The organism is Bacillus sp. C28GYM-DRY-1, from assembly GCF_030519405.1.
Taxonomy (GTDB): Bacteria; Bacillota; Bacilli; order Bacillales; family Bacillaceae; genus Bacillus; species Bacillus spizizenii_A.
In genome coordinates, this window is the sequence record NZ_JAUMKF010000007.1 from 149,395 (window position 1) to 175,379 (window position 25,985).

Annotated in this window: 22 protein-coding genes, 1 rRNA gene and 1 pseudogene; 10 read left to right on the forward strand and 14 right to left on the reverse strand. The window is 42.4% G+C overall.

Translation table 11 applies throughout. The features are described from left to right. Positions 1–55 precede the first annotated feature (55 nt). The 4 genes from ychF to Q3W56_RS09360 form a co-directional block, all read right to left on the reverse strand. A complete protein-coding gene (gene ychF, locus Q3W56_RS09345) occupies positions 56–1,156 on the reverse strand; it encodes a redox-regulated ATPase YchF (RefSeq protein WP_268399598.1) in 1,101 nt (366 codons plus the stop codon). A gap of 126 nt (positions 1,157–1,282) precedes the next feature. Then, positions 1,283–3,286 (reverse strand): molybdopterin-dependent oxidoreductase, encoded by a 2,004-nt coding sequence (locus Q3W56_RS09350; RefSeq protein ID WP_302895260.1) that lies wholly within the window; start codon positions 3,284–3,286, stop codon positions 1,283–1,285. 50 nt (positions 3,287–3,336) lie between these two features. Continuing rightward, entirely contained in the window at positions 3,337–3,543 is a 207-nt protein-coding gene (locus Q3W56_RS09355; protein ID WP_003219236.1) for a DUF951 domain-containing protein, read from the reverse strand. A 93-nt stretch (positions 3,544–3,636) separates the two neighbouring features. Continuing rightward, complete coding sequence (locus tag Q3W56_RS09360; protein ID WP_019716402.1) at positions 3,637–4,653, reverse strand: YkvI family membrane protein; 1,017 nt, start codon at positions 4,651–4,653, stop codon at positions 3,637–3,639. A 510-nt stretch (positions 4,654–5,163) separates the two neighbouring features. Between Q3W56_RS09360 and yyaC the strand changes: the two genes are divergently transcribed. Beyond that, positions 5,164–5,781, forward strand: a complete 618-nt coding sequence (gene yyaC, locus Q3W56_RS09365; RefSeq protein ID WP_302895261.1) for a spore protease YyaC — start codon at positions 5,164–5,166, stop codon at positions 5,779–5,781. A gap of 38 nt (positions 5,782–5,819) precedes the next feature. On the opposite strand, the gene spo0J is transcribed toward yyaC, so the two are convergent. Continuing rightward, on the reverse strand, positions 5,820–6,671 hold the full coding sequence (gene spo0J, locus Q3W56_RS09370) for a stage 0 sporulation protein Spo0J (RefSeq protein ID WP_302895262.1): 852 nt from the start codon (positions 6,669–6,671) through the stop codon (positions 5,820–5,822). Then, positions 6,664–7,425: a sporulation initiation inhibitor protein Soj gene (gene soj / locus Q3W56_RS09375; protein WP_003219244.1), complete on the reverse strand. Its 762-nt coding sequence runs from the start codon at positions 7,423–7,425 to the stop codon at positions 6,664–6,666. Before soj ends, spo0J begins: the two co-directional genes overlap by 8 nt. Before the next feature lie 235 nt (positions 7,426–7,660). Here soj and Q3W56_RS09380 point away from each other — a divergent pair. Beyond that, positions 7,661–8,082 (forward strand): annotated as a pseudogene (locus Q3W56_RS09380) (PH domain-containing protein). A 49-nt stretch (positions 8,083–8,131) separates the two neighbouring features. Here Q3W56_RS09380 and noc read toward each other — a convergent pair. From noc to rpmH, 8 genes are all read right to left on the reverse strand, one after another. After that, complete coding sequence (gene noc / locus Q3W56_RS09385) at positions 8,132–8,983, reverse strand: nucleoid occlusion protein (protein WP_302895263.1); 852 nt, start codon at positions 8,981–8,983, stop codon at positions 8,132–8,134. A gap of 121 nt (positions 8,984–9,104) precedes the next feature. Next, the gene (gene rsmG / locus Q3W56_RS09390; RefSeq protein WP_302895264.1) at positions 9,105–9,824 is read right to left on the reverse strand and encodes a 16S rRNA (guanine(527)-N(7))-methyltransferase RsmG; all 720 of its coding nucleotides are present in this window, start codon (positions 9,822–9,824) and stop codon (positions 9,105–9,107) included. Positions 9,825–9,837: 13 nt separating this feature from the next. Then, a complete protein-coding gene (gene mnmG / locus Q3W56_RS09395; protein ID WP_019716408.1) occupies positions 9,838–11,724 on the reverse strand; it encodes a tRNA uridine-5-carboxymethylaminomethyl(34) synthesis enzyme MnmG in 1,887 nt (628 codons plus the stop codon). 20 nt (positions 11,725–11,744) lie between these two features. Further along, a complete protein-coding gene (gene mnmE, locus Q3W56_RS09400; RefSeq protein ID WP_003219255.1) occupies positions 11,745–13,124 on the reverse strand; it encodes a tRNA uridine-5-carboxymethylaminomethyl(34) synthesis GTPase MnmE in 1,380 nt (459 codons plus the stop codon). A gap of 309 nt (positions 13,125–13,433) precedes the next feature. Next, positions 13,434–14,060: an RNA-binding cell elongation regulator Jag/EloR gene (jag, locus tag Q3W56_RS09405; protein ID WP_302895265.1), complete on the reverse strand. Its 627-nt coding sequence runs from the start codon at positions 14,058–14,060 to the stop codon at positions 13,434–13,436. Then, entirely contained in the window at positions 14,057–14,842 is a 786-nt protein-coding gene (gene spoIIIJ / locus Q3W56_RS09410) for a YidC family membrane integrase SpoIIIJ (protein WP_050542701.1), read from the reverse strand. Before spoIIIJ ends, jag begins: the two co-directional genes overlap by 4 nt. Before the next feature lie 144 nt (positions 14,843–14,986). Continuing rightward, positions 14,987–15,337, reverse strand: a complete 351-nt coding sequence (gene rnpA / locus Q3W56_RS09415; protein ID WP_019716411.1) for a ribonuclease P protein component — start codon at positions 15,335–15,337, stop codon at positions 14,987–14,989. A gap of 152 nt (positions 15,338–15,489) precedes the next feature. Next, positions 15,490–15,624 carry a 50S ribosomal protein L34 gene (rpmH, locus tag Q3W56_RS09420; RefSeq protein ID WP_003178075.1) on the reverse strand — a complete coding sequence of 45 codons (135 nt, stop codon included), beginning with the start codon at positions 15,622–15,624 and terminating at the stop codon, positions 15,490–15,492. Positions 15,625–16,243: 619 nt separating this feature from the next. On the opposite strand from rpmH, the gene dnaA reads away from it, so the two are divergent. The 8 genes from dnaA to Q3W56_RS09460 all read left to right on the forward strand — a co-directional run. Continuing rightward, complete coding sequence (gene dnaA / locus Q3W56_RS09425) at positions 16,244–17,584, forward strand: chromosomal replication initiator protein DnaA (protein ID WP_019716412.1); 1,341 nt, start codon at positions 16,244–16,246, stop codon at positions 17,582–17,584. Between the two features lie 189 nt (positions 17,585–17,773). Further along, positions 17,774–18,910 (forward strand): DNA polymerase III subunit beta, encoded by a 1,137-nt coding sequence (dnaN, locus tag Q3W56_RS09430; protein ID WP_302895272.1) that lies wholly within the window; start codon positions 17,774–17,776, stop codon positions 18,908–18,910. A gap of 131 nt (positions 18,911–19,041) precedes the next feature. Beyond that, positions 19,042–19,257, forward strand: a complete 216-nt coding sequence (gene rlbA, locus Q3W56_RS09435; protein WP_302895274.1) for a ribosome maturation protein RlbA — start codon at positions 19,042–19,044, stop codon at positions 19,255–19,257. A gap of 15 nt (positions 19,258–19,272) precedes the next feature. Further along, positions 19,273–20,385: a DNA replication/repair protein RecF gene (recF, locus tag Q3W56_RS09440; RefSeq protein ID WP_014112268.1), complete on the forward strand. Its 1,113-nt coding sequence runs from the start codon at positions 19,273–19,275 to the stop codon at positions 20,383–20,385. Between the two features lie 17 nt (positions 20,386–20,402). Then, entirely contained in the window at positions 20,403–20,648 is a 246-nt protein-coding gene (remB, locus tag Q3W56_RS09445) for an extracellular matrix regulator RemB (RefSeq protein WP_019716414.1), read from the forward strand. A gap of 54 nt (positions 20,649–20,702) precedes the next feature. Further along, complete coding sequence (gene gyrB, locus Q3W56_RS09450) at positions 20,703–22,619, forward strand: DNA topoisomerase (ATP-hydrolyzing) subunit B (protein WP_019716415.1); 1,917 nt, start codon at positions 20,703–20,705, stop codon at positions 22,617–22,619. Between the two features lie 210 nt (positions 22,620–22,829). Continuing rightward, the gene (gene gyrA, locus Q3W56_RS09455) at positions 22,830–25,295 is read left to right on the forward strand and encodes a DNA topoisomerase (ATP-hydrolyzing) subunit A (protein ID WP_302895275.1); all 2,466 of its coding nucleotides are present in this window, start codon (positions 22,830–22,832) and stop codon (positions 25,293–25,295) included. 279 nt (positions 25,296–25,574) lie between these two features. After that, a 16S ribosomal RNA gene (locus Q3W56_RS09460) occupies positions 25,575–25,985 on the forward strand; the annotation flags it as partial.

The window sequence follows — 25,985 nt, forward strand, 5'->3', positions numbered from 1 at the left end:
CTATTACTCACAATTTTATATTATACCAAAGCTCTTGTCCCTTTACAACTGCATCCTATACATTAAATCGGAAATGAATAACATCTCCGTCTTTTACCACGTAGTCTTTTCCTTCAAGACGGACTTTTCCTGCTTCTTTCGCTCCTGCCATACCGCCGCCCGCAATAAGATCCTCATAAGCAACAGTTTCAGCACGAATGAAGCCGCGCTCAAAGTCACTATGAATAATTCCTGCACACTCAGGGGCTTTCATGCCTTTTTTGAATGTCCAAGCTCTGACCTCCTGTTCTCCGGCTGTGAAGTATGTTGCAAGGCCTAGAAGGGAATAAGACGCTTTGATCAGCTGATCAAGACCTGATTCTTCAATGCCCAGCTCTTCAAGGAACATTTGCTTTTCTTCGCCTTCAAGCTCAGCGATTTCGGATTCGATTTTCGCACAAACAACGATAACTTCCGCATTTTCGCCGGCAGCGTACTCGCGAATCTTCGCTACATTTTCATTACCGGAAGGATCAGCTACTTCATCTTCACTAACGTTCGCTACGTATAAAATAGGCTTCGAAGTTAGCAAATGAAGCTGCTTCACAAGCTTTTGCTGCTCTTCAGTGAACTCAACAGAACGAGCAGGCTTTTCACTCTCAAACGCTTCTTTCAGTTTAGACAGAATCTCAAACTCAAATACAGCTTCTTTATCTTTTTGCTTCGCAAGTTTGCTGACGCGCGTAATCCGCTTTTCAACAGTTTCCATATCAGCGAGAATCAGCTCAAGGTTGATCGTTTCAATGTCATCAATCGGATCAACTTTTCCGGAAACGTGTGTAATATTGTCATCAGAAAAAGCACGGACAACGTGGCAAATTGCGTCAACCTGGCGAATGTGAGAAAGGAATTTATTACCGAGTCCTTCTCCTTTAGACGCGCCTTTTACAATCCCCGCAATATCAGTGAATTCAAAAGCAGTCGGCACAGTCTTCTTTGGTTTGACCAGCTCAGTCAGCTTTTGCAGACGATCATCAGGTACTTCTACAATTCCCACGTTCGGATCAATTGTACAGAACGGGTAGTTGGCTGATTCGGCACCGGCCTGTGTAATTGCGTTAAATAGCGTTGATTTCCCGACGTTTGGCAAACCAACAATTCCAGCTGTTAAAGCCATTCTTTCATCTCCTCTATATAAAACCGTCATTGTATAAACGTATTTTGAACCTAGAGCAATTATAAGGAGATTCACTGGAAAAGACAAGCTGACAAAAAAGCATTTTCAGCCTGCCAATCCCATTGGTTATGCTTTTTTCAAGCCCACTAAACAGTCAAAAAGCGTGCTTCCCATACCATTATCAGAATTTGTATCATTTGTCAGTGCATTGACTGAACCTCCAAAAGCCGCCCACATGCCTTCATCTATATTAATCGTCTTCGGATGAGCCTGCTTCATCACCTTCACCTTACCCGTCAAGCGCCCGCGGTCATTAAAGATGGCAACCTCGTCTCCGTCCTGAAGATTCTGCTCAGCCGCTATATCTGGAGAAATATCCACTTGAATATGCTGAAGCTTTTCAATAAACGGCACATGCTGAGAATGATTAGAACGCTGCGGGTGAATGGACAACAGCGTATAAGGATACTTTCCAGCTAAATCCTCGTTATGGAAAGCAGATTCTTCGGGCACATTTAACTCAAGCACGCCGTTAAATCCTTTTTCCTCAGCTAGCGACGAAGTAAATTCAAATTTTCCGCTCGGCGTCAAAAACTGATAGTCATCCCATGGCACTTGTTTAACCGGAAGAGGGAGATGGCCTTTTTCTTTCAATCGCTCAAGCGTCACATCCTCTTCTTCCAATGAAGAAAGCCCCATTTCCAAAAATTCTTCAGTGCTGTGTTCAAACAACTCGCCAAATCCAAGGCGTTTTGCAAGCTCTGACCAGATCCAGCTGTCCGACTTCGCTTCACCCTGCGGCTCCACAAGCTTTTTCCCATACTGAACGTAATGATGATACATGCTGGAATAGTAGATATCCTCTTCTTCAAAAACAGTGGCCGTCGGCAAAACATAGTCACATAGTTTTGCCGTATCCGTCATGATAGAATCAATCGCTACCGTCATCGGAACCTTTTCAAACGCTTGTCTCACTTTATTTGTGTTTGGCACCTGGGTCAGCGGGTTTCCGCACGTCACGATAATCATTTCGATTGCTGGATCAACAGCCGTCAGCACCTCTTCGGCCTGTGTCATCATTGAAAACGAACGTGATGCTGTTTTTAATTCCGGCAGCGTCAGCTTCGTTTTCGCAAAGCTTTCACCAATTTGGACATTTCCGAAATTCGCGCCTCCGCCTTTTATTCCGACATTTCCGCTTGCCGCAACGAGTGCATCAATCCAGCGAATCGTTTCTCCGCCGTTTTTATAGCGCTGCATACCAAGGCCCATAAAAGTAGACACTGGGCCATCAGCATACAAATCGGCCAGATACTCCAGCTCCTCCATAGAAGTTTCTGTTTTTACAATAAACTCTTCTAAAGGAATGGTGTTCAAAAGCTCTTTCACATCATCAAAACCGACAGAGTTCTCAGAAATAAACGTCTCATCCGTTCTTCCTGTCTCAATCAGAACCTTTAAAACAGCTGCCGCAAGCCAGCCATCCATTCCCGGCTTTACAGAGATATAGCGGTCTGCAAGCTTGGCGGTCGGATTGAAGATCGGGTCAATCACAGTAATTGTGGCGCCCTTTTTCTTCACCTGCTGCAAGTGATGATATAAGTGCATATTCGTTCTGGATACATTTCTTCCCCACACAACAACATGTTTGCTATTGTAAATATCAAGCGGGCCATGCCCGTACGAACGGCCGAAATCCCAGCTTTGCGCCTCGATACCGGAGCCCCAGCATATGCTTCCGACAATTTCAGTCACACCGCCATATCCATTAAAAAAACGCTGATCTAGCGCTTTCAGCAAACCGTTATTCGCATAATCGTGGCTGTGCAAAACAGCAGTCGTCTCCGACGTTTCCTTGATCTCCCGAAGTTTGTCGGCAATTTCATCCAGTGCCTGATCCCAGGAAATCCGCACAAACTCGCCATTTTGTTTTTTCATCGGATAGCGGAGTCGCTGAGGCGAATTTGTTTTTGTCTCAAGCATTCTGCCGCGGCCGCAGATTTTGCCTTCCGTAATCGGATGGTTCGGATCTCCGTCCACCTTTGTTACCTTTCCGTCTTCAACAGTCACCAAAAAGCCGCAGCTGTCCCAGCAATTCAGCGGACATGCTGACTGATGCACTTTGCTCATCGCCGTCTTCTCCTTACCTTCTATATGAAAAAGCATGAGTGCCGGCCTTTTTACGAAGTAGGCTCCTCATGCTTGACAAGTACTTTTTTTAGTTTTCTTTCAAATTCTTTTCTCGGAATCATTACACTGTGAGAACATCCCTCACACTTAATTCGAATATCCATTCCCATGCGTATAATTTTCCAGCTGTTCGCTCCGCATGGATGCGGTTTTTTCATTTCTACGATATCATTCAGGCCAAAGTCTTTATCCGCCAAGACCCTTCACCTCTTTTCATAGACTGCTGTATCTATTGTACAAAAAAACTGATCATAAGAGCAATCAAGATATCCGAAAAGAAAGGAATCCTATTATTTCCATTTGCTTAAAATAGGATATAACAGCAGACAAACTAGCAAATATAAATTCAGCATCCCGTATATCGGATACAAGAACGCGATCAAATCAGAAAAACCGAAAGAAGTAAAAGGCACCATGAACACTAACAGAAACAACACAATCATCCATCTCGGCATATGGACAAACGCCATCAGCCGGCTGGACAGCCCCAGTAAACCAGCTACTGTCGTCGTGTAAATCGCAAGACACAGCACCGCCGTCATACATAAAAAAAGGAGATAAGGCGCTCCCTCCAAAACAGCAAACAACGGTATCTCAAACTGAGAAAGGGAGCCCGCCAGCTCCACTAACGTTTCATTATAAACAAAAGAGATCACGCCAAAAATAAGTCCGCTTGCCACACTTGCGATTTTCGCTTCTCCGAGCCCTTTCATTTCTTTCCCAACGGAGGATAAAATCGCGACAACTGAAAGAATATTTAAAGAGGTAAACGTAATGCTCGCAGGCCAGTTATACTGCCGAGTCAGATCAATTGTCCACGTATGGTGATGGGTGCTCTGAAAGGAGATCAGCGCATAAAGCAGCCCTGCTACTAAAACAGGTATTAAAAAACCGTTTACTGATAATATTCCTTTCACATCCCAGAGAAACAAACACACTGTCACGATGCAAATCAGTGCAATTCCCCACCAGAAAGGAAGCTTGTACATTTGCAGGGTCACACCGCCTCCGGCAATCATCACCATAGTCGTTGAAAACAAATAAAAAACGATAAGGACATCATAAATTTTCGCCAGCCATGGTCCCATCAAATGTTCCAGAACCGGCAGAAAATGAGTGGATTGAACCTTAAAACTGATTTTCATCACAATATAAGACGAGAAAATGAACATGATAGTAAATAACACAATAGCAAGTCCGCTTTCCACTCCAAAAAACTGCCATATCTCCTGACCGCTCGCATATCCGGCCCCGATCAGGCTCCCTAATATGAGCAGCATCCACTTCATTCCGGCTCTCCACAACATCATCACCTCATAACACAGAGTTCAGCTTGTTCCTTACTGTTACTATATAAATAACTGAAAGCAAACATGCCATATTTTCATAGACATTGACCACAAGGTGAAATTACCATACGAAATACACATAAAAAAACTGCCGATTCAGGCAGTCTAAACAGGATATTAATTGGCCCCTGGAAATAAGGAAAGAACCTCTGTATGCATCTTCTCCCAGAAACTGCTGATGTGTATGACAAGGTCGGGAAAACAGGCGGATTGAAAATCAATTCAATTCCCAGCATTCTTAACTTCGTTAGTATATTTTATAAACACTCTGTGCTTGAACATTATAGAGGCATTAGGGCACAATACTTCTAATCAATCCTCTATATCACTCCTCTACTTTTTGGAAATATCCGTTGTCATACACAAAGCATAAAAAATCGTACTGCTGGATATACTGTAAACAACCTTACATAACTAAGCACACCCCATAGCAATTTTGTTACCTACTATAACAAGGAAGTGAAACCTATGAATCGAAAAGGCGGGCTTTTTTCCTCTCAGGAACGAGCAAAGCAATATGTTTCACATACAGATGCAGCAGCTGCAAAACAAATCCAAACCATTCTATCTTCATCCTTACGTAAAGCTGCCGGCAAACCAATTGTCGTGGTTTGTATCGGAACAGACCGTTCAACCGGTGATTCATTAGGCCCGCTCGTAGGAATGAAACTCAAACAAATGCCACTCACCAGATTCCATGTCTATGGAACCTTATCTGATCCTGTCCATGCTGTGAACATGAAGGATAAAATCAATGACATTCAAAAGTTACATAAAAAACCATTTATTATAGCAGTCGATGCATGCTTAGGACGTGTCAAGAGTGTAGGCTCGTTTCAAATCGGAGAAGGGCCATTAAAGCCTGGTGCCGGTGTGCAAAAAGACCTTCCTGAAGTGGGAGATCTTCATATTAACGGAATTGTGAATGTGAGTGGTTTTATGGAATACTTTGTATTGCAAAATACAAGGTTACACTTGGTCATGAATATGGCCAATGTTCTTGCTGAAGGATTGAGTTTAACAGATCGAACAGAGTGGAGGCAGGAACGCCTGAACCCGCTGCACAGGCTCACTGGACGTATATAAACCAAAAACCATCTTCGCTTGAAAGATGGTTTCTTTATTTATGATTCTCGTTCAGACAAAAGTTCTAATATCCGGTCAAGATCTTCATTAGAGAAAAATTCGATTTCAATTTTACCTTTTTTCTTTTGTCTTTTAATATTAACCGTTGTGCCAAAATAATTTTGGAGATAAGATTCCCGTTCTTTTAGAACCGCATCTTTCACAGGTTCTTTTTTCTTCTTTGTTTCACGTGAAACATTCTCATTTAACTGCTGAATCAGCTGCTCAAGCTGGCGAACATTGAGCTGCTCCGCAACCACTTTTTGTACAAGCGGTTCAAGCTTATTTTTGTTTTTCAGGCCAAGTAGCGTGCGTCCATGTCCCATAGAAAGCGTACCATCAGCAATAAGCTGCTGAATGTTTTCTGGCAGAGTCAGCAATCTTAAATGATTCGCAATATGCGGTCTGCTTTTCCCAAGACGTTTGGCAAGCTGTTCTTGCGTGAGATTTAAATGTTTCAGCAAGGAGTCATAGGCCTGGGCCTCTTCAAGCGGCGATAAATCTTCACGCTGAAGGTTTTCCAATAAAGCAATTTCTCTCATTAATGCCTCTGATAATTCACGTACAATCACCGGAACTGTGTCTAAACCAGCAAGCTTTGCCGCTCGAAAACGCCGTTCGCCCGCAACAATATCATAGCCTTTTAGAGATTTTCTGACGATTAGAGGCTGAAGAATGCCATGCTGCAGCACAGATTCTTTTAGTTCAGCTAATGCCTCGTCGTCAAAGTGTTTTCTTGGCTGATAAGGATTAGGGCGTAAATCGGCAACTTTGATTTCTTCAACTGTCTCTTCAGACAAATCGACCTGATTAAACAACGCATTAATCCCTTTTCCAAGACCTTTAGCCATTCGCAGCCACTTCCTTTGCTAAATCTAAATATACTTCCGCTCCTCTTGACCGCGGATCGTATAAAATGATGGGTTTTCCGTGACTCGGTGCCTCGCTCAGACGGACATTACGCGGAATAACCGTCTTATATACTTTATCTCTAAAATATTTTTTAACCTCTTCAATTACTTGGATGCCGAGATTCGTACGGGCATCAAGCATTGTCAGCAATACACCTTCAATCATTAAATCAGTATTCAAATGCTTTTGCACAAGACGTACTGTATTTAATAACTGGCTGAGCCCCTCCAAGGCGTAATATTCGCATTGTACAGGAATCACAACGGAATCTGAGGCAGTAAGCGCGTTAATCGTCAGCAGCCCTAATGACGGCGGACAATCAATGATAATATAATCATAATTTTGTTTTACTGCTTCAAGCGCCCTTTTCAGTCTTACTTCTCTAGAAATCGTCGGGACCAGCTCGATTTCAGCTCCGGCAAGCTGAATCGTCGCAGGAATCACGTCCAAGTTCTCTACTGTCGTTGCTTTAATAATATCTATTACATCTGCATCATCTACTAAAATATCGTACACACACTGCTCTACATCGGCTTTTTCAATCCCTAATCCGCTTGTTGCATTCCCCTGCGGATCAATATCTACCAGCAGAACCCTTTTCCCTATGTAAGCTAAGCATGCCCCAAGGTTGACAGACGTCGTTGTTTTGCCCACTCCGCCTTTTTGGTTCGTAATTGCTATGATTTTTCCCACGATGTCACCTACTTTCACATGAACATGTACTATCTTGCTTCTATTCTATCAAAAAAAGATTAAAGCGTTTCATTTTTTTCATCATTTTGTTCCGATTCAGAAGGGAAATAATTGAAAATCCAAGCATGTTATATGCTTTCTCTTATGAAATCTGCAATTTCCATGCTTTTTTGTCTTAAGAAAGGAATTTTTTAAAGAAGAAGTTTTAGTGCAGAACGTACAGGACGGTGAGAACATGGTTTATAAAACAAAGAAAGATATACCCGTTACGCTGATGATTGCATTCCTATAATACTGATACAAGCAGACGCCAATGTTCCTTTTATGCTGGGAAATGTGGGGTTTCAGGCTGGATCATTTCTAATCTGCTGACTCTTTTAAGCGTGCTCATCATTTAGTGCTTTATTCTGAAATATGTATTGAGAGAAATCATCTGATCATTAAAGCTGGACTGAACAAACATCAAATTTCTTACGAAAAAAACGACAAAGTGGATCAAGAAAGAAGCTATGGCCTGGTTATCGTCTGATCGGCTCTCGTCATGCCATCACGTTATACCATCGGACATGCAGTGATTCTCCGCAAAATACTAAAGAATGTATCCACAGGCTCGAAAAAAAGAATTCTAATATAGCATTATTCACTATAAGTAATTAATTTCCTTTTACCATAAAAATAAAAGCTCTCCTGCTTTTTAGGAGAGCTTTTATTTTGGTATGCGAATCGTTAATTGAATATATTCTTCAAATTCTTCTTCTTCCGTATTCAATTTTACACCGCTGTCTTCAACCATTGATAGTGACTGGCGAATCGTGTTCATTGCAATTCTTGTATCTCTGCTGAACGCTTTGCGTTTAGGCTTTGGTTTTCTCTGGCCTTGCTCCAGCATTTTCACCACGCGGTCTTCCGTCTGCTTTACATTTAAACTTTTCTCAATAATCTCTGTGAGCAGTGTGACTTGGAGCTCAGGCTGTTTCAGCGGAATCAGCGCTCTGGCATGACGCTCAGTGATTTTCTTTTCCATAATCGCCTCTTGGACCGGCTGGGGCAGCTTTAATAACCGCAGCTTATTCGCAATTGTGGATTGCCCTTTTCCTAAACGCTGTGCGAGTGCTTCCTGTGTTAAGTCATGCAGCTCAAGAAGCCGAGCATAGGCATGCGCTTCCTCAATAGAAGACAATTCTTCCCGCTGCAAGTTTTCAATTAACGCCACAGAAGCGGTTTCCGTGTCGGAAAAATCCTTAATAATAGCCGGAATCTTTTCCCACTCGAGCGATTGTACCGCTCTCCAGCGTCTTTCACCTGCAATGAGTTCGTATTGGCCTTCTTCTTCTGTATGCCGGACAACAATCGGCTGAATAATGCCGTGTGTATGAATGGTCATTGCTAACTCTTTGATTTTTTCATCTGAGAAAATGGTGCGTGGCTGAAAACGGTTGGGAACGATAGCATTTACCGGTATTTCCAGAATCTCTTCTTTGTTTGTCTCATGTTCAGCAATCTCCGGTTCCTGTTCCTTCTCACCAAGCCCGAAGAAACGAGAGAATGAATGCTTCATGTACCTACACCACCTTTAAAAACTGCCATTTTTATAATTCTATTTTCTCATGGTTTTTCCTGCTGTATATCCATCAATTTTGATGAAAATATGATGGTATTGTCATATCAGGCTGTCTAAATTACCCTTCAATTGGCGATTTATTAGGAGTCCCCGGTTTTCTTGGATACTTCTTAGGTGTATTTTTTTTCTTGCGTATCACCATAATGTTACGATTGCTTTCTTCAATAGGCAGCTTAAAGGAATGGATATTCTCAAGTTCTCCTCCAAGCGTCGTGATGGCTTTTTTGCCTGCATTCAGTTCTTCTTCAGCTGATGCGGCTTTTAAAGCAACAAATAAACCGTTTTTCTTCACCAGAGGCAGGCAAAGTTCGCTCAAAACAGATAGTCTTGCAACTGCTCGCGCGGTCACAATATCATAGCTTTCCCGTACGTCTTTCCGCTGTCCGAATGTTTCAGCTCGGTCATGGCAGAATGTCGTATTCTCCAATTGCAAAGCTTCAGACAATTTCTCTAAAAATGTAATCCGCTTGTTGAGTGAATCCACGATTGTGACATGGAGGTGCGGAAAGCATATTTTAATCGGAAGACTCGGAAATCCCGCTCCCGCTCCGACATCACAAATCGTGTTCACTTGATTGAAGTCGACATAAAAAGCAGCTGTAATGGAATCATAAAAATGCTTAAGATACACTTCTTTTTTCTCTGTAATTGAAGTCAGATTGATTTTTTCGTTCCATTCAACCAGCATGTCGTAATACAGCTCAAATTGCTCCAGCTGACGGGGAGAAAGGGTGATCCCTTTTCCCGCCAAACTAGAAGTAAATTCTTCAATATTCATGCCGTCATCCTTTCTACTCGGCTATCTTCGCAATGCGTCCCTGCTCTAAATACACCAATAGAATTGAAATGTCCGCCGGGTTTACACCGGAAATGCGGGAAGCTTGGGCAACAGACAAAGGACGCACATTTTTCAGCTTTTGACGCGCCTCAGTCGCGATCCCTTTGATTGCGTCGTAATCAATTCGATCTGGAATTTTTTTGTTTTCCATCTTCTTCAGTTTTTCCACTTGCTGAAGGGATTTTTCAATATATCCTTCATATTTCACTTGGATTTCTACTTGTTCTGCTACGTCTTGCGGAACCGGCACTTCTGGCGGCGCCAGTTTTGTGACTGTTTCATAGTTCATTTCAGGACGTTTCATCAAGTCTGTGCCGCGAACTCCATCTTTCAATTCGCTTCCGCCAAGAGAACGGATATATTCTTGATTTTCCGGAGACGGCTTGATAATGACAGAGTGCAGACGTTTTTTCTCCGCTTCGATCGCCGCTTTTTTCTTCTCAAAAGCTGCATATCGCTCATCAGAAATCAATCCAATGCGGTGTCCGATTTCTGTCAGACGCAAATCAGCATTGTCATGGCGAAGAAGCAATCTGTATTCAGCACGTGATGTCAAAAGACGGTATGGTTCATTGGTTCCTTTTGTTACAAGGTCATCAATCAAAACACCAATGTAGGCGTCAGAACGGCTTAGAATCACTTCTTCTTTTCCAAGTGCTTTTCGTCCTGCATTGATGCCCGCCATAATCCCTTGTCCCGCAGCTTCTTCATAACCGGATGTTCCGTTAATTTGGCCTGCAGTGTAAAGGTTTGTGATTTTTTTCGTTTCAAGTGTCGGCCATAGCTGTGTCGGTACGATCGCATCGTACTCAATCGCATAGCCGGCTCTCATCATTTGCACATTTTCAAGACCAGGAATCGTTGCAAGCATTCTTTGCTGCACGTCCTCTGGAAGACTAGTAGACAAACCTTGAACATAAACTTCCTGCGTATTTCTGCCTTCCGGCTCAAGGAAGATCTGGTGACGCGGTTTATCATTAAATCGGACAACTTTATCTTCAATGGACGGGCAATATCTTGGGCCCGTACCTTTGATCATACCGGAATACATCGGTGAACGGTGCAGGTTGCTGTCAATAATCTCATGTGTCTCAGGGCTTGTATATGTCAGCCAGCAAGGAAGCTGATCTGTAATATATTCCACTGTTTCATATGAGAAAGCGCGAGGCACATCGTCACCAGGCTGAATTTCCGTTTTGCTGTAATCAATCGTGTCACTTTTAACGCGAGGCGGCGTACCTGTTTTAAAACGAACGAGATCAAAGCCCAGTTCCTCCAAATGCTCAGAAAGCTTAATAGAAGGCTGTTGGTTATTCGGGCCGCTTGAGTAAGACAGATCACCAAGAATGATTCGTCCTCTTAAATATGTCCCTGTCGTCATGACAACTGCTTTCGCACGATAATGCGCGCCGGTTTGTGTAATAACACCACGGCATTCGCCGTCTTCAACAATCAGCCGTTCCACAATTCCTTGCAGCATTGTTAAGTTTGGTTCTTTTTCAAGCGTATTTTTCATTTCGTGCTGGTATTGGAATTTGTCTGCTTGCGCACGCAATGCACGAACCGCAGGACCTTTTCCAGTATTCAGCATTCTCATTTGAATATGCGTTTTATCGATGTTTCTGCCCATTTCTCCGCCGAGCGCGTCAATTTCGCGGACGACAATCCCTTTTGCGGGGCCGCCGACAGACGGATTACATGGCATAAATGCAACCATATCTAAGTTGATGGTTAAGACAAGCGTTTTGGCGCCTTGGCGTGCTGATGCGAGGGCTGCCTCAACACCGGCATGCCCGGCGCCAATCACAATCACATCGTATTGGCCTGCTTCATACCCCATGATTTTAGTTCCTCCTTTTATTATTTTCCTAAACAGAATTGAGAAAAGAGCTGATCAATTAAGCTTTCGTGGACAGAATCTCCGATGATTTCCCCCAAAAGCTCCCAGCATCTTGTAAGGTCGATTTGCACCATGTCGATCGGGACATCCTGTTCGATGCCGCTAAGCGCATCTTCAATGGCTCGTTTGGCTTGCTGTAAAATAGAGATATGACGTGTGTTGCTGACATAAGTCAGGTCTCCGCTTTCAATGGCACCCGTATAGAACAGCGATTGAATCGCTTCTTCCAGATCATTGATGCCTTCCTCTTTTAATAGAGATGTCGTGACAACAGGACGTCCATTGGCAAGCTCACGGACACGCTCACTGTCGATCTTCGCCTCAAGGTCAGTCTTATTCATAATCACGATAACGTCCATGCCCTCAACGGCTTCAAAAAGCTTTACGTCTTCTTCAGAAAGCTCTTCACTATAATTAAGCACAAGTAAAATCAGGTCCGCTTCCTTTAGAACCTGGCGAGAACGTTCAACACCGATTCGTTCAACAATATCCTCTGTTTCACGAATACCTGCTGTATCAACCAGACGAAGTGGAACGCCCCTTACATTAACGTATTCTTCAATTACATCCCGAGTCGTTCCGGGAATATCGGTTACAATGGCTTTTGCCTCATGTACAAGACTGTTCAGAAGAGATGATTTTCCTACATTCGGCCGGCCGATAATGACTGTAGAAAGACCTTCTCGCAAAATTTTTCCTTGCTCAGAAGTCCTCAGCAGCGCCTCTATTTCTTTTTTCACGGCGGTTGCCTTTTCAACCAAAAGCTGATGTGTCATTTCCTCTACATCATCGTACTCCGGGTAATCTATATTCACCTCAACGTGGGCAAGCGTTTCTAAAATCTCACTGCGTAAACGGCGCACCAAAGCAGAAAGACGCCCTTCCATTTGATTCATGGCGACGTTCATTGCCCGGTCCGTTTTTGCTCTGATTAAATCCATAACCGCTTCCGCCTGTGAAAGATCAATTCGGCCGTTTAAAAACGCGCGTTTCGTAAATTCACCAGGCTCTGCCAGTCTCGCTCCCTCTCTCAATGCGAGCTGAAGCACTTGGTTCACAGTCACAATTCCCCCGTGACAGTTTATTTCGATAACATCTTCACGTGTAAAAGTTCTCGGTGCTTTTAACACTGATACCATTACTTCCTCAACGACACGATCCGAAGGTCTGTCTACGATATGACCATAATGAATCGTATGTGATTCGACCGAGCTGAGTGTTTTTCCCTTCGGTCCTTTATAAATTTTATCTGCGATTTGAATTGCTTCTGGTCCGCTCAACCGTACAATCGCAATCGCGCCTTCTCCCATCGGAGTGGAAATTGCTGCAATTGTATCCATGCTTTTCACCTCTCTTTACTGATACTTTCATCTATATAAAAAATTTTTTTATGCCAAAACTAAAAGATAACATAGTTTGGTTCGAAGTGGAAGATGTGTTATCCACAGAATTAGGAATTCGCCTCCTATTACTTTAACTTATCCACATGTGAATAACAATTAATTTTATTTCCTGAACTTCCTTTTTATCAACAGGATACACCTAAAAAGAAAAAACTTAAACGGCAAAAGCTTGATATGACAAGGAAAAATAGATTTTTCTCATACAAAAAAACCGAAATCCCTTTTTTATCGGACTTCGGTTTTATGCTATCTTTTATGGGAAATAACGAGATGGCGATTTTCGCCTTCACCCATTGAATATGTTTTGATCTGGTGATTTGCATATCCACAAAGAGTATCGTGAATAATTTTTCTTTCACTGGACGGCATAGGTTCAAGATGAACTGCTTTTTTCGTTTTCAGGACCTGGTCTGCAAGCCTGATGGCCAGCTGACTCAGTGTCTCTTTTCTTTTCAAACGATAGTTTTCTGCATCCACCGTCACATTTTTATATTGGCCTGGATAGCGATTAAGGACAAGCTGTGTCAAAGTTTCAAGGGCATTCAAGGTTTGTCCTCTTTTCCCAATCAACAATGCCGCTTTTTCACCTGTTATATGAAAACGCACTGCCTTTTTGCTTTCTTGAACAGTCACATCAGACTTCCCGGCAATCGCTTCGGCAATCGTTTGAAGATAAGACCTCGCTTGCTGAATCGGATCAATCTTTTCAACCAGCTTTACAACCGCCGGCTTTTTACCGAAAATACCGAGAAACCCTTTGTTTCCCTCTTCAATAACGGTAATTTCTACCTTATCCTTCGTTAATTCCAGCTCTTGCAATCCGGACTGTACTGCTTCGTCGACATTTCGCCCTGCAGCAGTCACATTCCTCACTTTTTCTTTCCTCCGGCTTTTTCCGGCTCAGGACTTTTTTTAATATCTGGCCCTTTAATGAGGAAAGTTTGTGCAATCATAAATAAGTTACCGACTACCCAATAAAGAGAAAGAGCCGCCGGGAAGTTGATCGCAAATACGATAATCATAATCGGCATAATCCAAAGCATCATCGCCATTTGCGGATTTTGCTGCGCATTGCCCGCCATCATCAGTTTTTGCTGAACAAATGTAGCAACACCGGCAACGATAGGAAGAATATAGTATGGATCCTTTTCTCCTAAGTCAAACCATAAGAAACTATGCTCTGAAATCTCCTGTGTTCTCATGATCGCATGATAGAATCCAATTAAAATCGGCATCTGGATTAAAATCGGGAAACATCCCGCCAACGGATTGACACCATGCTTTTGGAATAAAGCCATTGTTTCCTGCTGAAGCTTTTGCTGTGTTTTTTGATCCTTTGAGCTGTATTTTTCTTTAAGCTTTTGCATTTCCGGCTGTAAAGCCTGCATCGCTTTTGAACTTCTCAGCTGCTTAATCATCAGCGGTAAAATTAATAAACGAATTAAAATGGTAACAAGAATAATTGATAGTCCATAGTTATCCCCCGTCAATTTCGCAACATACGTAATGAGCTCAGACAATGGAAACACTACGTACTTGTCCCAAAAATGCGGACTATCTGCAGTGATCGGCTCCTTCATACTCGAGCATCCAGCCAGAAGCATGAATACGCCAACCATACTTAATAGCAACCCTATTCTCCTTTTCAACAACATTTCCTCCTATAATTAATCTTTACACTCTTTTATTGCAAATCATACTTGTATGTATTTTAGCATCTTTCAGTTTTAAATGGTGTCTTTTTCTGATCAACCAGAAAGGAAGCGCTTTTAAAAGTTGTAAGCAAGCAGTGATAATGCCTACTTTGACGGAGATTTCTTATATAAAGAAGACTTCCTGAATAGATGCTGCAGACTTTTTTTCGTTTCCTCATATGTCAGCTGGCTCGCCGGTTTTCTAGCAATAATGATGTAATCCTTTTCCTTCAGTCTTTCTTTCTCTTCAAGAAAAGCCTGCCGAATCAAACGTTTGACCCGATTTCGCATCACAGCATTGCCAATTTTTTTGCTGACGGAAAGCCCAACGCGCAGCTCATCGTTTTCAGGCTGATCAAGCATATATAAGACAAACTGGCGATTCGCTATTGATGTCCCATGCTTAAACACTTTTTGAAAATCTTCATTTTTCTTTAAACGATTTCGCTTCTTCAAATGACTCACTCCGATACTGGCTGGCAGAAACTTTTAAAATTTATGATGAAAATGAGATGCATCAGAACCAGGGAATACCCCCCGGTTCATTATGCATCACATCTATCTTTTTCCCATAAAGTGAAAAAAGACCACTGACATTATTCAGTGGCCTAAGCTGATAATACTTTTCTGCCTTTACGGCGACGGCGTGCTAAAACTAGACGACCGTTTTTTGAACTCATACGGCTTCTGAAGCCATGAACTTTACTGCGTTTACGGTTATTCGGTTGGAATGTTCTTTTCATTTATGACACCTCCCTCGAGGAATAGCTGTTAAAGACAGTCTTAATTATTATATTTGCGTTACCTATTCATTGTCAACTTCACTAGTGCTTTTATTTCTTGCAACCATAATAGGATACCACACCTTCCTGACTTTCGAAACCTTATTTTTTAGATTCCTTAATTTAACGAAAAAAAATCAGAAAAACTGCTTTAAAAATACGAATGTGGATATCTTTTTAGCTCTTTTTTAATATCCACAGTGGTTATCGACAACATTTTCACATTACCAACCTCTGTGGACAAGATTTTTTCAACAGGTTGTCCGCTTTGTGGATAAGATTGTGACAACCATTGCAAGCTCTCGTTTAATTTGGTATTATATTTGTGTTTTAACTCTTGATTACTAATCTCACCTTTACTCTTTATCCACAAAGTGTGGATAAGTTGTGGATTGATTTCACACAGCTTGTGTAGAAGGTTGTCCACAAGTTGTGAAATTTGTCGAAAAGCTATTTATCTACTATATTATATGTTTTCAACATTTAATGTGTACGAATGGCAAGCGCCATTTGCTCTTTTTTTGTGTTCTATAACAGAGAAAGACACCATTTTCTATGAAAAGGAGGGACGTGCTGGAGGATGGAAAATATATTAGACCTGTGGAACCAAGCCCTTGCTCAAATCGAAAAAAAATTGAGCAAACCGAGTTTTGAGACTTGGATGAAATCAACCAAAGCGCACTCACTGCAAGGAGATACATTAACGATCACGGCTCCCAATGAATTTGCCAGAGACTGGCTGGAGTCCAGATACTTGCATCTGATTGCAGATACTATATATGAATTAACCGGGGAAGAATTGAGCATTAAGTTTGTCATTCCTCAAAATCAAGATGTTGAAGACTTTTTGCCAAAACCGCAAGTCAAAAAGGCGGTCAAAGAAGATACATCTGATTTTCCTCAAAATATGCTCAATCCAAAATATACTTTTGATACTTTTGTCATCGGATCTGGAAACCGATTTGCACACGCTGCTTCCCTCGCAGTTGCGGAAGCACCCGCAAAAGCATACAACCCTTTATTTATCTATGGGGGCGTCGGCTTAGGAAAAACACACTTAATGCATGCGATCGGCCATTATGTTATAGATCATAATCCTTCTGCCAAAGTTGTTTATCTGTCTTCTGAAAAATTTACAAACGAATTCATCAACTCTATCCGAGATAATAAAGCCGTCGACTTCCGCAATCGCTATCGAAATGTTGATGTGCTTTTGATAGATGATATTCAATTTCTAGCGGGGAAAGAACAGACTCAGGAAGAATTTTTCCATACATTTAACACATTGCACGAAGAAAGCAAACAAATCGTCATTTCAAGTGACAGACCTCCAAAAGAAATTCCGACACTTGAAGACAGATTGCGTTCACGTTTTGAATGGGGTTTGATTACGGATATCACGCCGCCAGATTTAGAAACGAGGATTGCAATTTTAAGAAAAAAAGCCAAAGCGGAGGGCCTCGATATTCCAAACGAGGTTATGCTTTATATCGCAAATCAAATCGACAGCAATATTCGGGAACTTGAAGGAGCATTAATCAGAGTTGTTGCTTACTCATCTTTAATTAATAAAGATATTAATGCTGATCTGGCCGCTGAGGCGTTGAAAGATATTATTCCTTCTTCAAAACCGAAAGTCATCACGATAAAAGAAATTCAGAGGGTAGTAGGCCAGCAATTTAATATTAAACTCGAGGATTTCAAAGCAAAAAAACGAACAAAATCAGTAGCTTATCCGCGACAAATCGCCATGTACCTATCGAGGGAAATGACTGATTCCTCTCTTCCTAAAATCGGTGAAGAGTTTGGAGGCCGTGACCACACGACCGTTATTCATGCGCATGAAAAAATTTCAAAACTGCTGGCAGATGATGAACAGCTTCAGCAGCATGTAAAAGAAATTAAAGAACAGCTTAAATAGCAGGACCGGGGATTAATCGGGGAAAGTGTGAATAACTTTTCAGAAGTCATACACAGTCTGTCCACATGTGGATAGGCTGTGTTTCCTGTCTTTTTCACAACTTATCCACAAATCCACAAGCCCTACTATTACTTCTACTATTTTTTTAAAAATATATATATTAATACATTATCCGTTAGGAGGATAAAAATGAAATTCACGATTCAAAAAGATCGTCTTGTTGAAAGTGTCCAAGATGTATTAAAAGCAGTTTCATCCAGAACTACGATTCCCATTCTGACTGGTATTAAAATTGTTGCATCAGATGATGGCGTATCCTTTACAGGAAGTGATTCAGATATTTCAATTGAATCCTTCATTCCAAAAGAAGACGGAGATAAGGAGCTCGTCACAATAGAACAGCCTGGAAGCATCGTTCTGCAAGCCCGCTTCTTTAGTGAGATTGTAAAAAAACTGCCGATGGCAACTGTAGAAATCGAAGTGCAAAATCAGTATCTGACGATTATCCGTTCAGGCAAAGCTGAATTTAATCTAAACGGCCTGGATGCTGATGAGTATCCGCACTTGCCGCAGATTGAAGAACATCACGCGATTCAGATTCCAACTGACTTGTTAAAAAATCTAATCAGACAAACAGTATTCGCGGTGTCCACCTCAGAAACACGCCCTATCTTGACAGGTGTAAACTGGAAAGTGGAGCAAAGCGAATTATTATGCACTGCGACGGATAGCCACCGTCTTGCATTAAGAAAGGCAAAACTTGATATTCCAGAAGACAGATCTTATAACGTCGTGATTCCAGGAAAAAGCTTAACTGAACTCAGCAAGATTTTGGACGACAACCAGGAACTGGTAGATATCGTGATCACGGAAACCCAAGTTCTGTTTAAAGCGAAAAATGTTTTATTCTTCTCACGGCTTCTGGACGGAAATTATCCAGATACAACCAGCCTAATTCCGCAAGAAAGCAAAACAGAAATCATTGTGAACACAAAAGAATTCCTTCAGGCAATTGATCGTGCATCTCTTTTAGCCAGAGAAGGACGCAACAACGTGGTGAAGCTGTCTGCGAAACCAGCTGAATCCATTGAGATTTCTTCCAACTCACCTGAAATCGGAAAAGTTGTAGAAGCGATTCTTGCTGATCAGATCGAAGGTGAGGAATTAAATATCTCATTTAGTCCAAAATATATGCTGGATGCACTAAAGGTGCTTGAAGGAGCAGAAATACGAGTAAGCTTTACAGGTGCAATGAGACCTTTCTTAATTCGCACACCGAATGATGAAACGATTGTACAACTTATCCTTCCTGTCAGAACCTATTAATCCGATACACTGCTGCCGACCCTTTCGGCAGCTTTTCTATTCGGTATCTGCTCCGACAAGTTTTCCCTTTCCCTATTTCGTTTTTTTTTAGTACAATTAGATATTAGTGATATTTGAAAGAGGTCGATATAATGGCAAATCCGATTTCAATTGATACAGAGATGATTACACTCGGGCAATTCTTGAAATTAGCCGATGTCATCCAGTCAGGCGGTATGGCGAAGTGGTTTTTAAGTGAGCATGATGTGCTTGTGAACAACGAGCCGGACAACCGCCGCGGCAGAAAGCTGTATGTTGGAGATGTGGTAGAGATTGAAGGATTTGGTTCATTTCAAGTCGTCAATTAAAGCGGGTGACAATGATTGTATATCCAGAACTTAGAACTGACATCTTACCGCAACTACGACCATGCTGAACTTCAATTTGAAAATAAAGTAAATGTGATCATCGGAGAAAACGCCCAGGGGAAAACAAATCTCATGGAGGCGATCTATGTCTTGTCCATGGCGAAGTCGCACAGGACGTCAAATGACAAAGAACTTATACGATGGGACAAAGACTATGCTAAAATAGAGGGAAGAGTGATGAAGCAAAACGGGGCGATCCCGATGCAGCTCGTCATCTCCAAAAAGGGTAAAAAGGGCAAGGTCAATCATATTGAACAGCAAAAGCTCAGCCAGTATGTCGGGGCCCTCAACACCATTATGTTCGCGCCGGAAGATTTAAATCTTGTAAAGGGAAGCCCTCAAGTGAGAAGGCGGTTTCTTGACATGGAAATCGGACAAGTTTCTCCTGTTTACCTGCATGACCTTTCTCTTTACCAGAAAATCCTTTCCCAGCGAAATCATTTTTTGAAGCAGCTGCAAACAAGAAAACAAACTGACAGAACGATGCTCGATGTTTTAACCGATCAGCTTGTAGAAGTTGCGGCAAAAGTCGTCGTAAAACGCCTGCAGTTTACAGCGCAGCTCGAAAAATGGGCTCAGCCTATCCATGCGGGCATCTCAAGAGGGCTTGAAGAGCTGACCCTGAAGTACCATACGGCTCTTGAGGTATCAGATCCTAAAGACTTGTCGAAAATAGGAGATAGCTATCAAGAAGCGTTTTCTAAATTAAGAGAAAAAGAAATTGAGCGCGGTGTTACGCTGTCAGGGCCTCATCGTGACGATGTTCTTTTCTATGTGAACGGACGCGATGTGCAGACGTATGGTTCTCAAGGACAGCAGCGAACCACGGCATTGTCCCTTAAGCTGGCGGAGATTGACCTGATCCATGAAGAAATCGGAGAATACCCCATTTTACTATTGGATGATGTACTGAGTGAGCTGGATGATTATCGCCAGTCACACTTGCTTCATACGATCCAAGGCCGTGTGCAAACGTTTGTCACAACGACAAGCGTTGATGGCATTGATCACGAAACCTTACGTCAAGCAGGAATGTTCCGTGTGCAAAACGGTGCGTTAGTGAAGTGAAGAAATGAGGTGGGCAATTGTATATTCATTTAGGTGATGACTTTGTGGTTTCAACACGAGATATTGTCGGCATTTTTGACTTTAAGGCCAACATGTCGCCTATTGTTGAAGAATTTCTGAAAAAACAGAAACACAAGGTGGTGCCTTCCGTAAACGGCACGCCCAAATCTATCGTAGTCACGGTTCAGAATATATATTACTCTCCCTTATCTTCCGGCACATTAAAAAAACGTGCGCAATTTATGTTTGAAATAGATTCTTAGAAATTTTTGATCACGAATATATCGTTTAGAAAAGTGTAGGTGAATGACGTGGCTATGGAACAGCAGCAAAACAGTTATGATGAAAATCAGATACAGGTACTAGAGGGATTGGAAGCTGTTCGTAAAAGACCAGGGATGTATATCGGTTCAACAAACAGCAAAGGCCTTCACCACCTGGTATGGGAAATTGTCGACAATAGTATTGACGAAGCCCTCGCCGGTTATTGTACGGATATCAATATTCAAATTGAGAAAGACAACAGCATCACGGTAATAGATAATGGCCGTGGCATTCCAGTCGGTATTCATGAAAAAATGGGCCGTCCTGCGGTAGAAGTCATTATGACAGTGCTTCATGCTGGAGGAAAATTTGACGGAAGCGGTTATAAAGTGTCAGGAGGATTGCACGGTGTAGGTGCGTCAGTCGTAAACGCGCTTTCAACCGAGCTTGTTGTAACAGTACACCGTGACGGTAAAATCCACCGTCAAACCTATAAACGCGGAATTCCGGTTTCAGACCTTGAAGTCATTGGCGAAACAGATCATACTGGAACGACGACACATTTTGTCCCTGATCCTGAAATTTTCACAGAAACAACTGTGTATGATTATGATCTGCTTGCTAACCGCGTGCGCGAATTAGCCTTTTTGACAAAAGGCGTAAACATCACGATTGAAGATAAACGTGAAGGACAAGAGCGCAAAAATGAGTACCATTACGAAGGCGGAATTAAAAGTTATGTAGAGTATTTAAACCGTTCTAAAGAAGTTGTCCATGAAGAGCCGATTTACATTGAAGGCGAAAAGGACGGCATTACGGTTGAGGTGGCTTTACAATACAATGACAGCTACACAAGCAACATTTACTCATTTACAAATAACATTAACACGTATGAAGGCGGTACCCACGAAGCGGGCTTTAAAACGGGTCTGACTCGTGTTATCAACGATTACGCCAGAAAAAAAGGGCTTATTAAAGAAAATGACCCAAACTTAAGCGGGGATGATGTAAGAGAAGGGCTGACCGCGATTATTTCAATCAAACACCCTGATCCGCAGTTTGAGGGCCAAACGAAAACAAAGTTAGGCAACTCAGAAGCGCGGACGATTACCGACACGTTATTTTCTACGGCAATGGAAACATTTATGCTGGAAAATCCAGACGCGGCCAAAAAAATTGTCGATAAAGGTTTAATGGCGGCAAGAGCAAGAATGGCTGCGAAAAAAGCGCGTGAATTAACACGCCGCAAGAGCGCTTTGGAAATTTCAAACCTTCCTGGTAAGTTAGCGGACTGCTCTTCAAAAGACCCGAGCATCTCCGAGTTGTATATCGTAGAGGGTGACTCTGCCGGAGGATCTGCTAAACAGGGCCGCGACAGGCATTTTCAAGCCATTTTGCCGCTTAGAGGTAAAATCCTGAACGTTGAAAAAGCCAGACTGGATAAAATCCTTTCTAACAACGAAGTACGCTCTATGATTACAGCACTCGGCACAGGTATTGGGGAAGATTTCAACCTGGAGAAAGCCCGTTACCATAAAGTTGTCATTATGACAGATGCCGACGTTGACGGCGCGCACATCAGGACACTGTTGTTAACGTTCTTTTACAGATATATGCGCCAAATTATCGAAAATGGCTACGTGTACATTGCGCAACCGCCGCTCTATAAGGTTCAGCAGGGGAAACGTGTTGAATATGCATACAATGACAAGGAGCTTGATGATCTGTTAAAGGCTCTGCCTCAAACGCCTAAGCCGGGATTGCAGCGATATAAAGGTCTTGGTGAAATGAATGCTACCCAGCTATGGGAAACAACCATGGACCCTAGCTCTAGAACACTTCTTCAGGTAACTCTAGAAGATGCTATGGATGCGGATGAGACATTTGAAATGCTAATGGGTGACAAAGTAGAACCGCGCCGAAACTTCATAGAAGCGAATGCGAGATACGTTAAAAATCTTGACATCTAATCATAAAAAGCCTTATTTCCAATTAGAAATAAGGCTTTTTTCTGAACAAGGGCAGATGCAGTAAAGCTTGCAATACCTATATATTCTAGCAATTTAATGTGTATAATCATAAGTTTATTGATATAATGGAGAATAGTGAAATCGTATTGAAGATCATAATGGACAATCTACTCCCACATATTTCATGTGATACTTCAGGGAGGTTTTTTAATGAGTGAACAACACACACCACAAGTTCGTGAAATAAATATCAGTCAGGAAATGCGTACGTCCTTCTTGGATTATGCAATGAGCGTTATTGTGTCACGTGCTCTTCCAGATGTTCGTGACGGTTTAAAACCGGTTCATAGACGGATTCTGTATGCAATGAATGATTTGGGCATGACGAGTGACAAGCCTTATAAAAAATCGGCGCGTATCGTCGGAGAAGTTATCGGGAAATACCACCCGCACGGTGATTCAGCGGTATATGAATCCATGGTCAGAATGGCGCAGGATTTTAACTACCGTTACATGCTCGTTGACGGTCACGGGAACTTCGGTTCTGTTGACGGAGACTCAGCGGCTGCCATGCGTTATACAGAAGCAAGAATGTCTAAGATTTCGATGGAAATTCTTCGAGATATCACAAAAGACACAATCGATTATCAGGACAACTATGACGGGTCAGAAAGAGAACCCGTTGTAATGCCTTCAAGATTTCCGAATCTGCTTGTAAACGGCGCTGCCGGCATTGCGGTAGGTATGGCAACAAACATTCCTCCGCATCAGCTTGGAGAAATCATTGACGGTGTACTAGCTGTCAGTGAGAATCCGGACATGACAATCTCAGAGCTTATGGAAGTTATTCCAGGGCCAGATTTCCCGACTGCCGGTCAAATCTTGGGACGAAGCGGTATACGGAAGGCATACGAAACGGGCCGAGGCTCTATTACGATTCGGGCAAAAGCTGAGATTGAACAAACATCTTCAGGTAAAGAAAGAATTATCGTTACAGAGTTACCTTACCAGGTAAATAAGGCGAAATTAATCGAGAAAATTGCTGATCTCGTTAGGGACAAAAAGATAGAGGGCATTACAGATCTGCGTGATGAGTCAGATCGTACAGGTATGAGAATTGTCATTGAAATCAGACGCGATGGCAATGCGAATGTTATTTTAAACAACCTATACAAACAAACTGCGCTACAAACATCTTTTGGTATCAATCTGCTTGCACTTGTTGACGGCCAGCCGAAAGTTTTAAATCTAAAGCAGTGCCTAGAGTATTACCTTGACCATCAAAAAGTCGTAATCAGACGCCGTACGGCATATGAATTGCGTAAAGCGGAGGCGAGAGCTCATATCTTGGAAGGTTTGAGAATAGCTCTTGATCATCTCGATGCAGTTATTTCCCTTATCCGTAATTCTCAAACGACTGAAATAGCTAGAACAGGTCTAATTGAACAATTCTCACTGACAGAGAAGCAAGCACAAGCGATCCTCGATATGAGGCTACAGCGTTTAACAGGATTAGAACGTGAAAAGATCGAAGAAGAATACCAATCTCTTGTTAAATTAATTGCAGAGCTAAAAGACATTCTGGCAAATGAATATAAAGTGCTTGAGATCATTCGTGAAGAACTCACTGAAATCAAAGAGCGCTTCAACGATGAAAGACGCACGGAGATCGTCACTTCTGGACTAGAAACAATTGAAGATGAAGATCTTATCGATAGAGAAAATATCGTCGTCACTCTGACACACAACGGGTACATCAAACGTCTTCCTGCATCAACTTACCGCAGTCAAAAACGCGGCGGAAAAGGTGTACAGGGGATGGGAACAAACGAAGATGATTTCGTTGAGCATTTGATTTCTACGTCAACTCATGACACGATTCTCTTCTTCTCGAACAAGGGGAAAGTGTATCGTGCAAAAGGGTATGAAATCCCTGAATACGGCAGAACAGCAAAAGGAATCCCGATTATTAACCTGCTGGAGGTAGAAAAGGGTGAATGGATTAACGCAATTATTCCAGTCACTGAATTCAATGCGGAGCTTTACCTTTTCTTCACAACTAAGCACGGGGTTTCAAAACGAACTTCGCTGTCTCAGTTCGCTAATATCCGCAACAATGGCCTAATCGCTCTTAGTCTTCGTGAGGATGATGAATTGATGGGTGTACGTCTGACTGACGGTACAAAACAAATGATCATCGGAACGAAAAATGGTTTGCTGATCCGTTTCCCTGAAACAGATGTCCGGGAAATGGGAAGAACTGCGGCAGGCGTAAAAGGCATCACCCTGACCGATGACGATGTTGTCGTCGGCATGGAGATATTAGAGGAAGAATCACATGTCCTTATCGTAACTGAAAAAGGTTACGGAAAACGAACTCCAGCTGAAGAGTACAGAACCCAAAGCCGGGGCGGTAAAGGACTCAAAACAGCGAAAATCACCGAGAACAACGGCCAATTAGTAACAGTAAAAGCTACTAAAGGTGAAGAGGATCTAATGATAATTACGGCCAGCGGTGTACTCATTAGAATGGACATCAATGACATCTCAATCACCGGTCGTGTCACTCAAGGTGTACGCCTCATCAGAATGGCGGAAGAAGAGCATGTTGCTACAGTAGCATTAGTAGAGAAAGACGAAGAAGATGAGAATGAAGAAACACAAGAAGAAGTGTGAGAAAAGCGCAGCTGAAATAGCTGCGCTTTTTTTTACTATAACCCTTTACAGGTAAAAGAATTATGGTATAATCATTTCTGTTGTCTTTAAAAGACACAAACATGACTAGCAAAAACTTTTTCAAAAAAGTGTTGACCTAGTTAACTAAAAATGTTACTATTAAGTAGTCGCTTCGAGAGAAGCACACAAAGTTCTTTGAAAACTAAACAAGACAAAACGTACCTGTTAATTCATTTTTAATAAAATCGCACAGCGATGTGCGTAGTCAGTCAAACTACTTTATCGGAGAGTTTGATCCTGGCTCAGGACGAACGCTGGCGGCGTGCCTAATACATGCAAGTCGAGCGGACAGATGGGAGCTTGCTCCCTGATGTTAGCGGCGGACGGGTGAGTAACACGTGGGTAACCTGCCTGTAAGACTGGGATAACTCCGGGAAACCGGGGCTAATACCGGATGCTTGTTTGAACCGCATGGTTCAAACATAAAAGGTGGCTTCGGCTACCACTTACAGATGGACCCGCGGCGCATTAGCTAGTTGGTGAGGTAATGGCTCACCAAGGCAACGATGCGTAGCCGACCTGAGAGGGTGATCGGCCACACTGGGACTGAGACACGGCCCAGACTCCTACGGGAGGCAGCAGTAGGGAATCTTCCGCAATGGACGAAAGTCTGACGGAGCAACGCCGCGT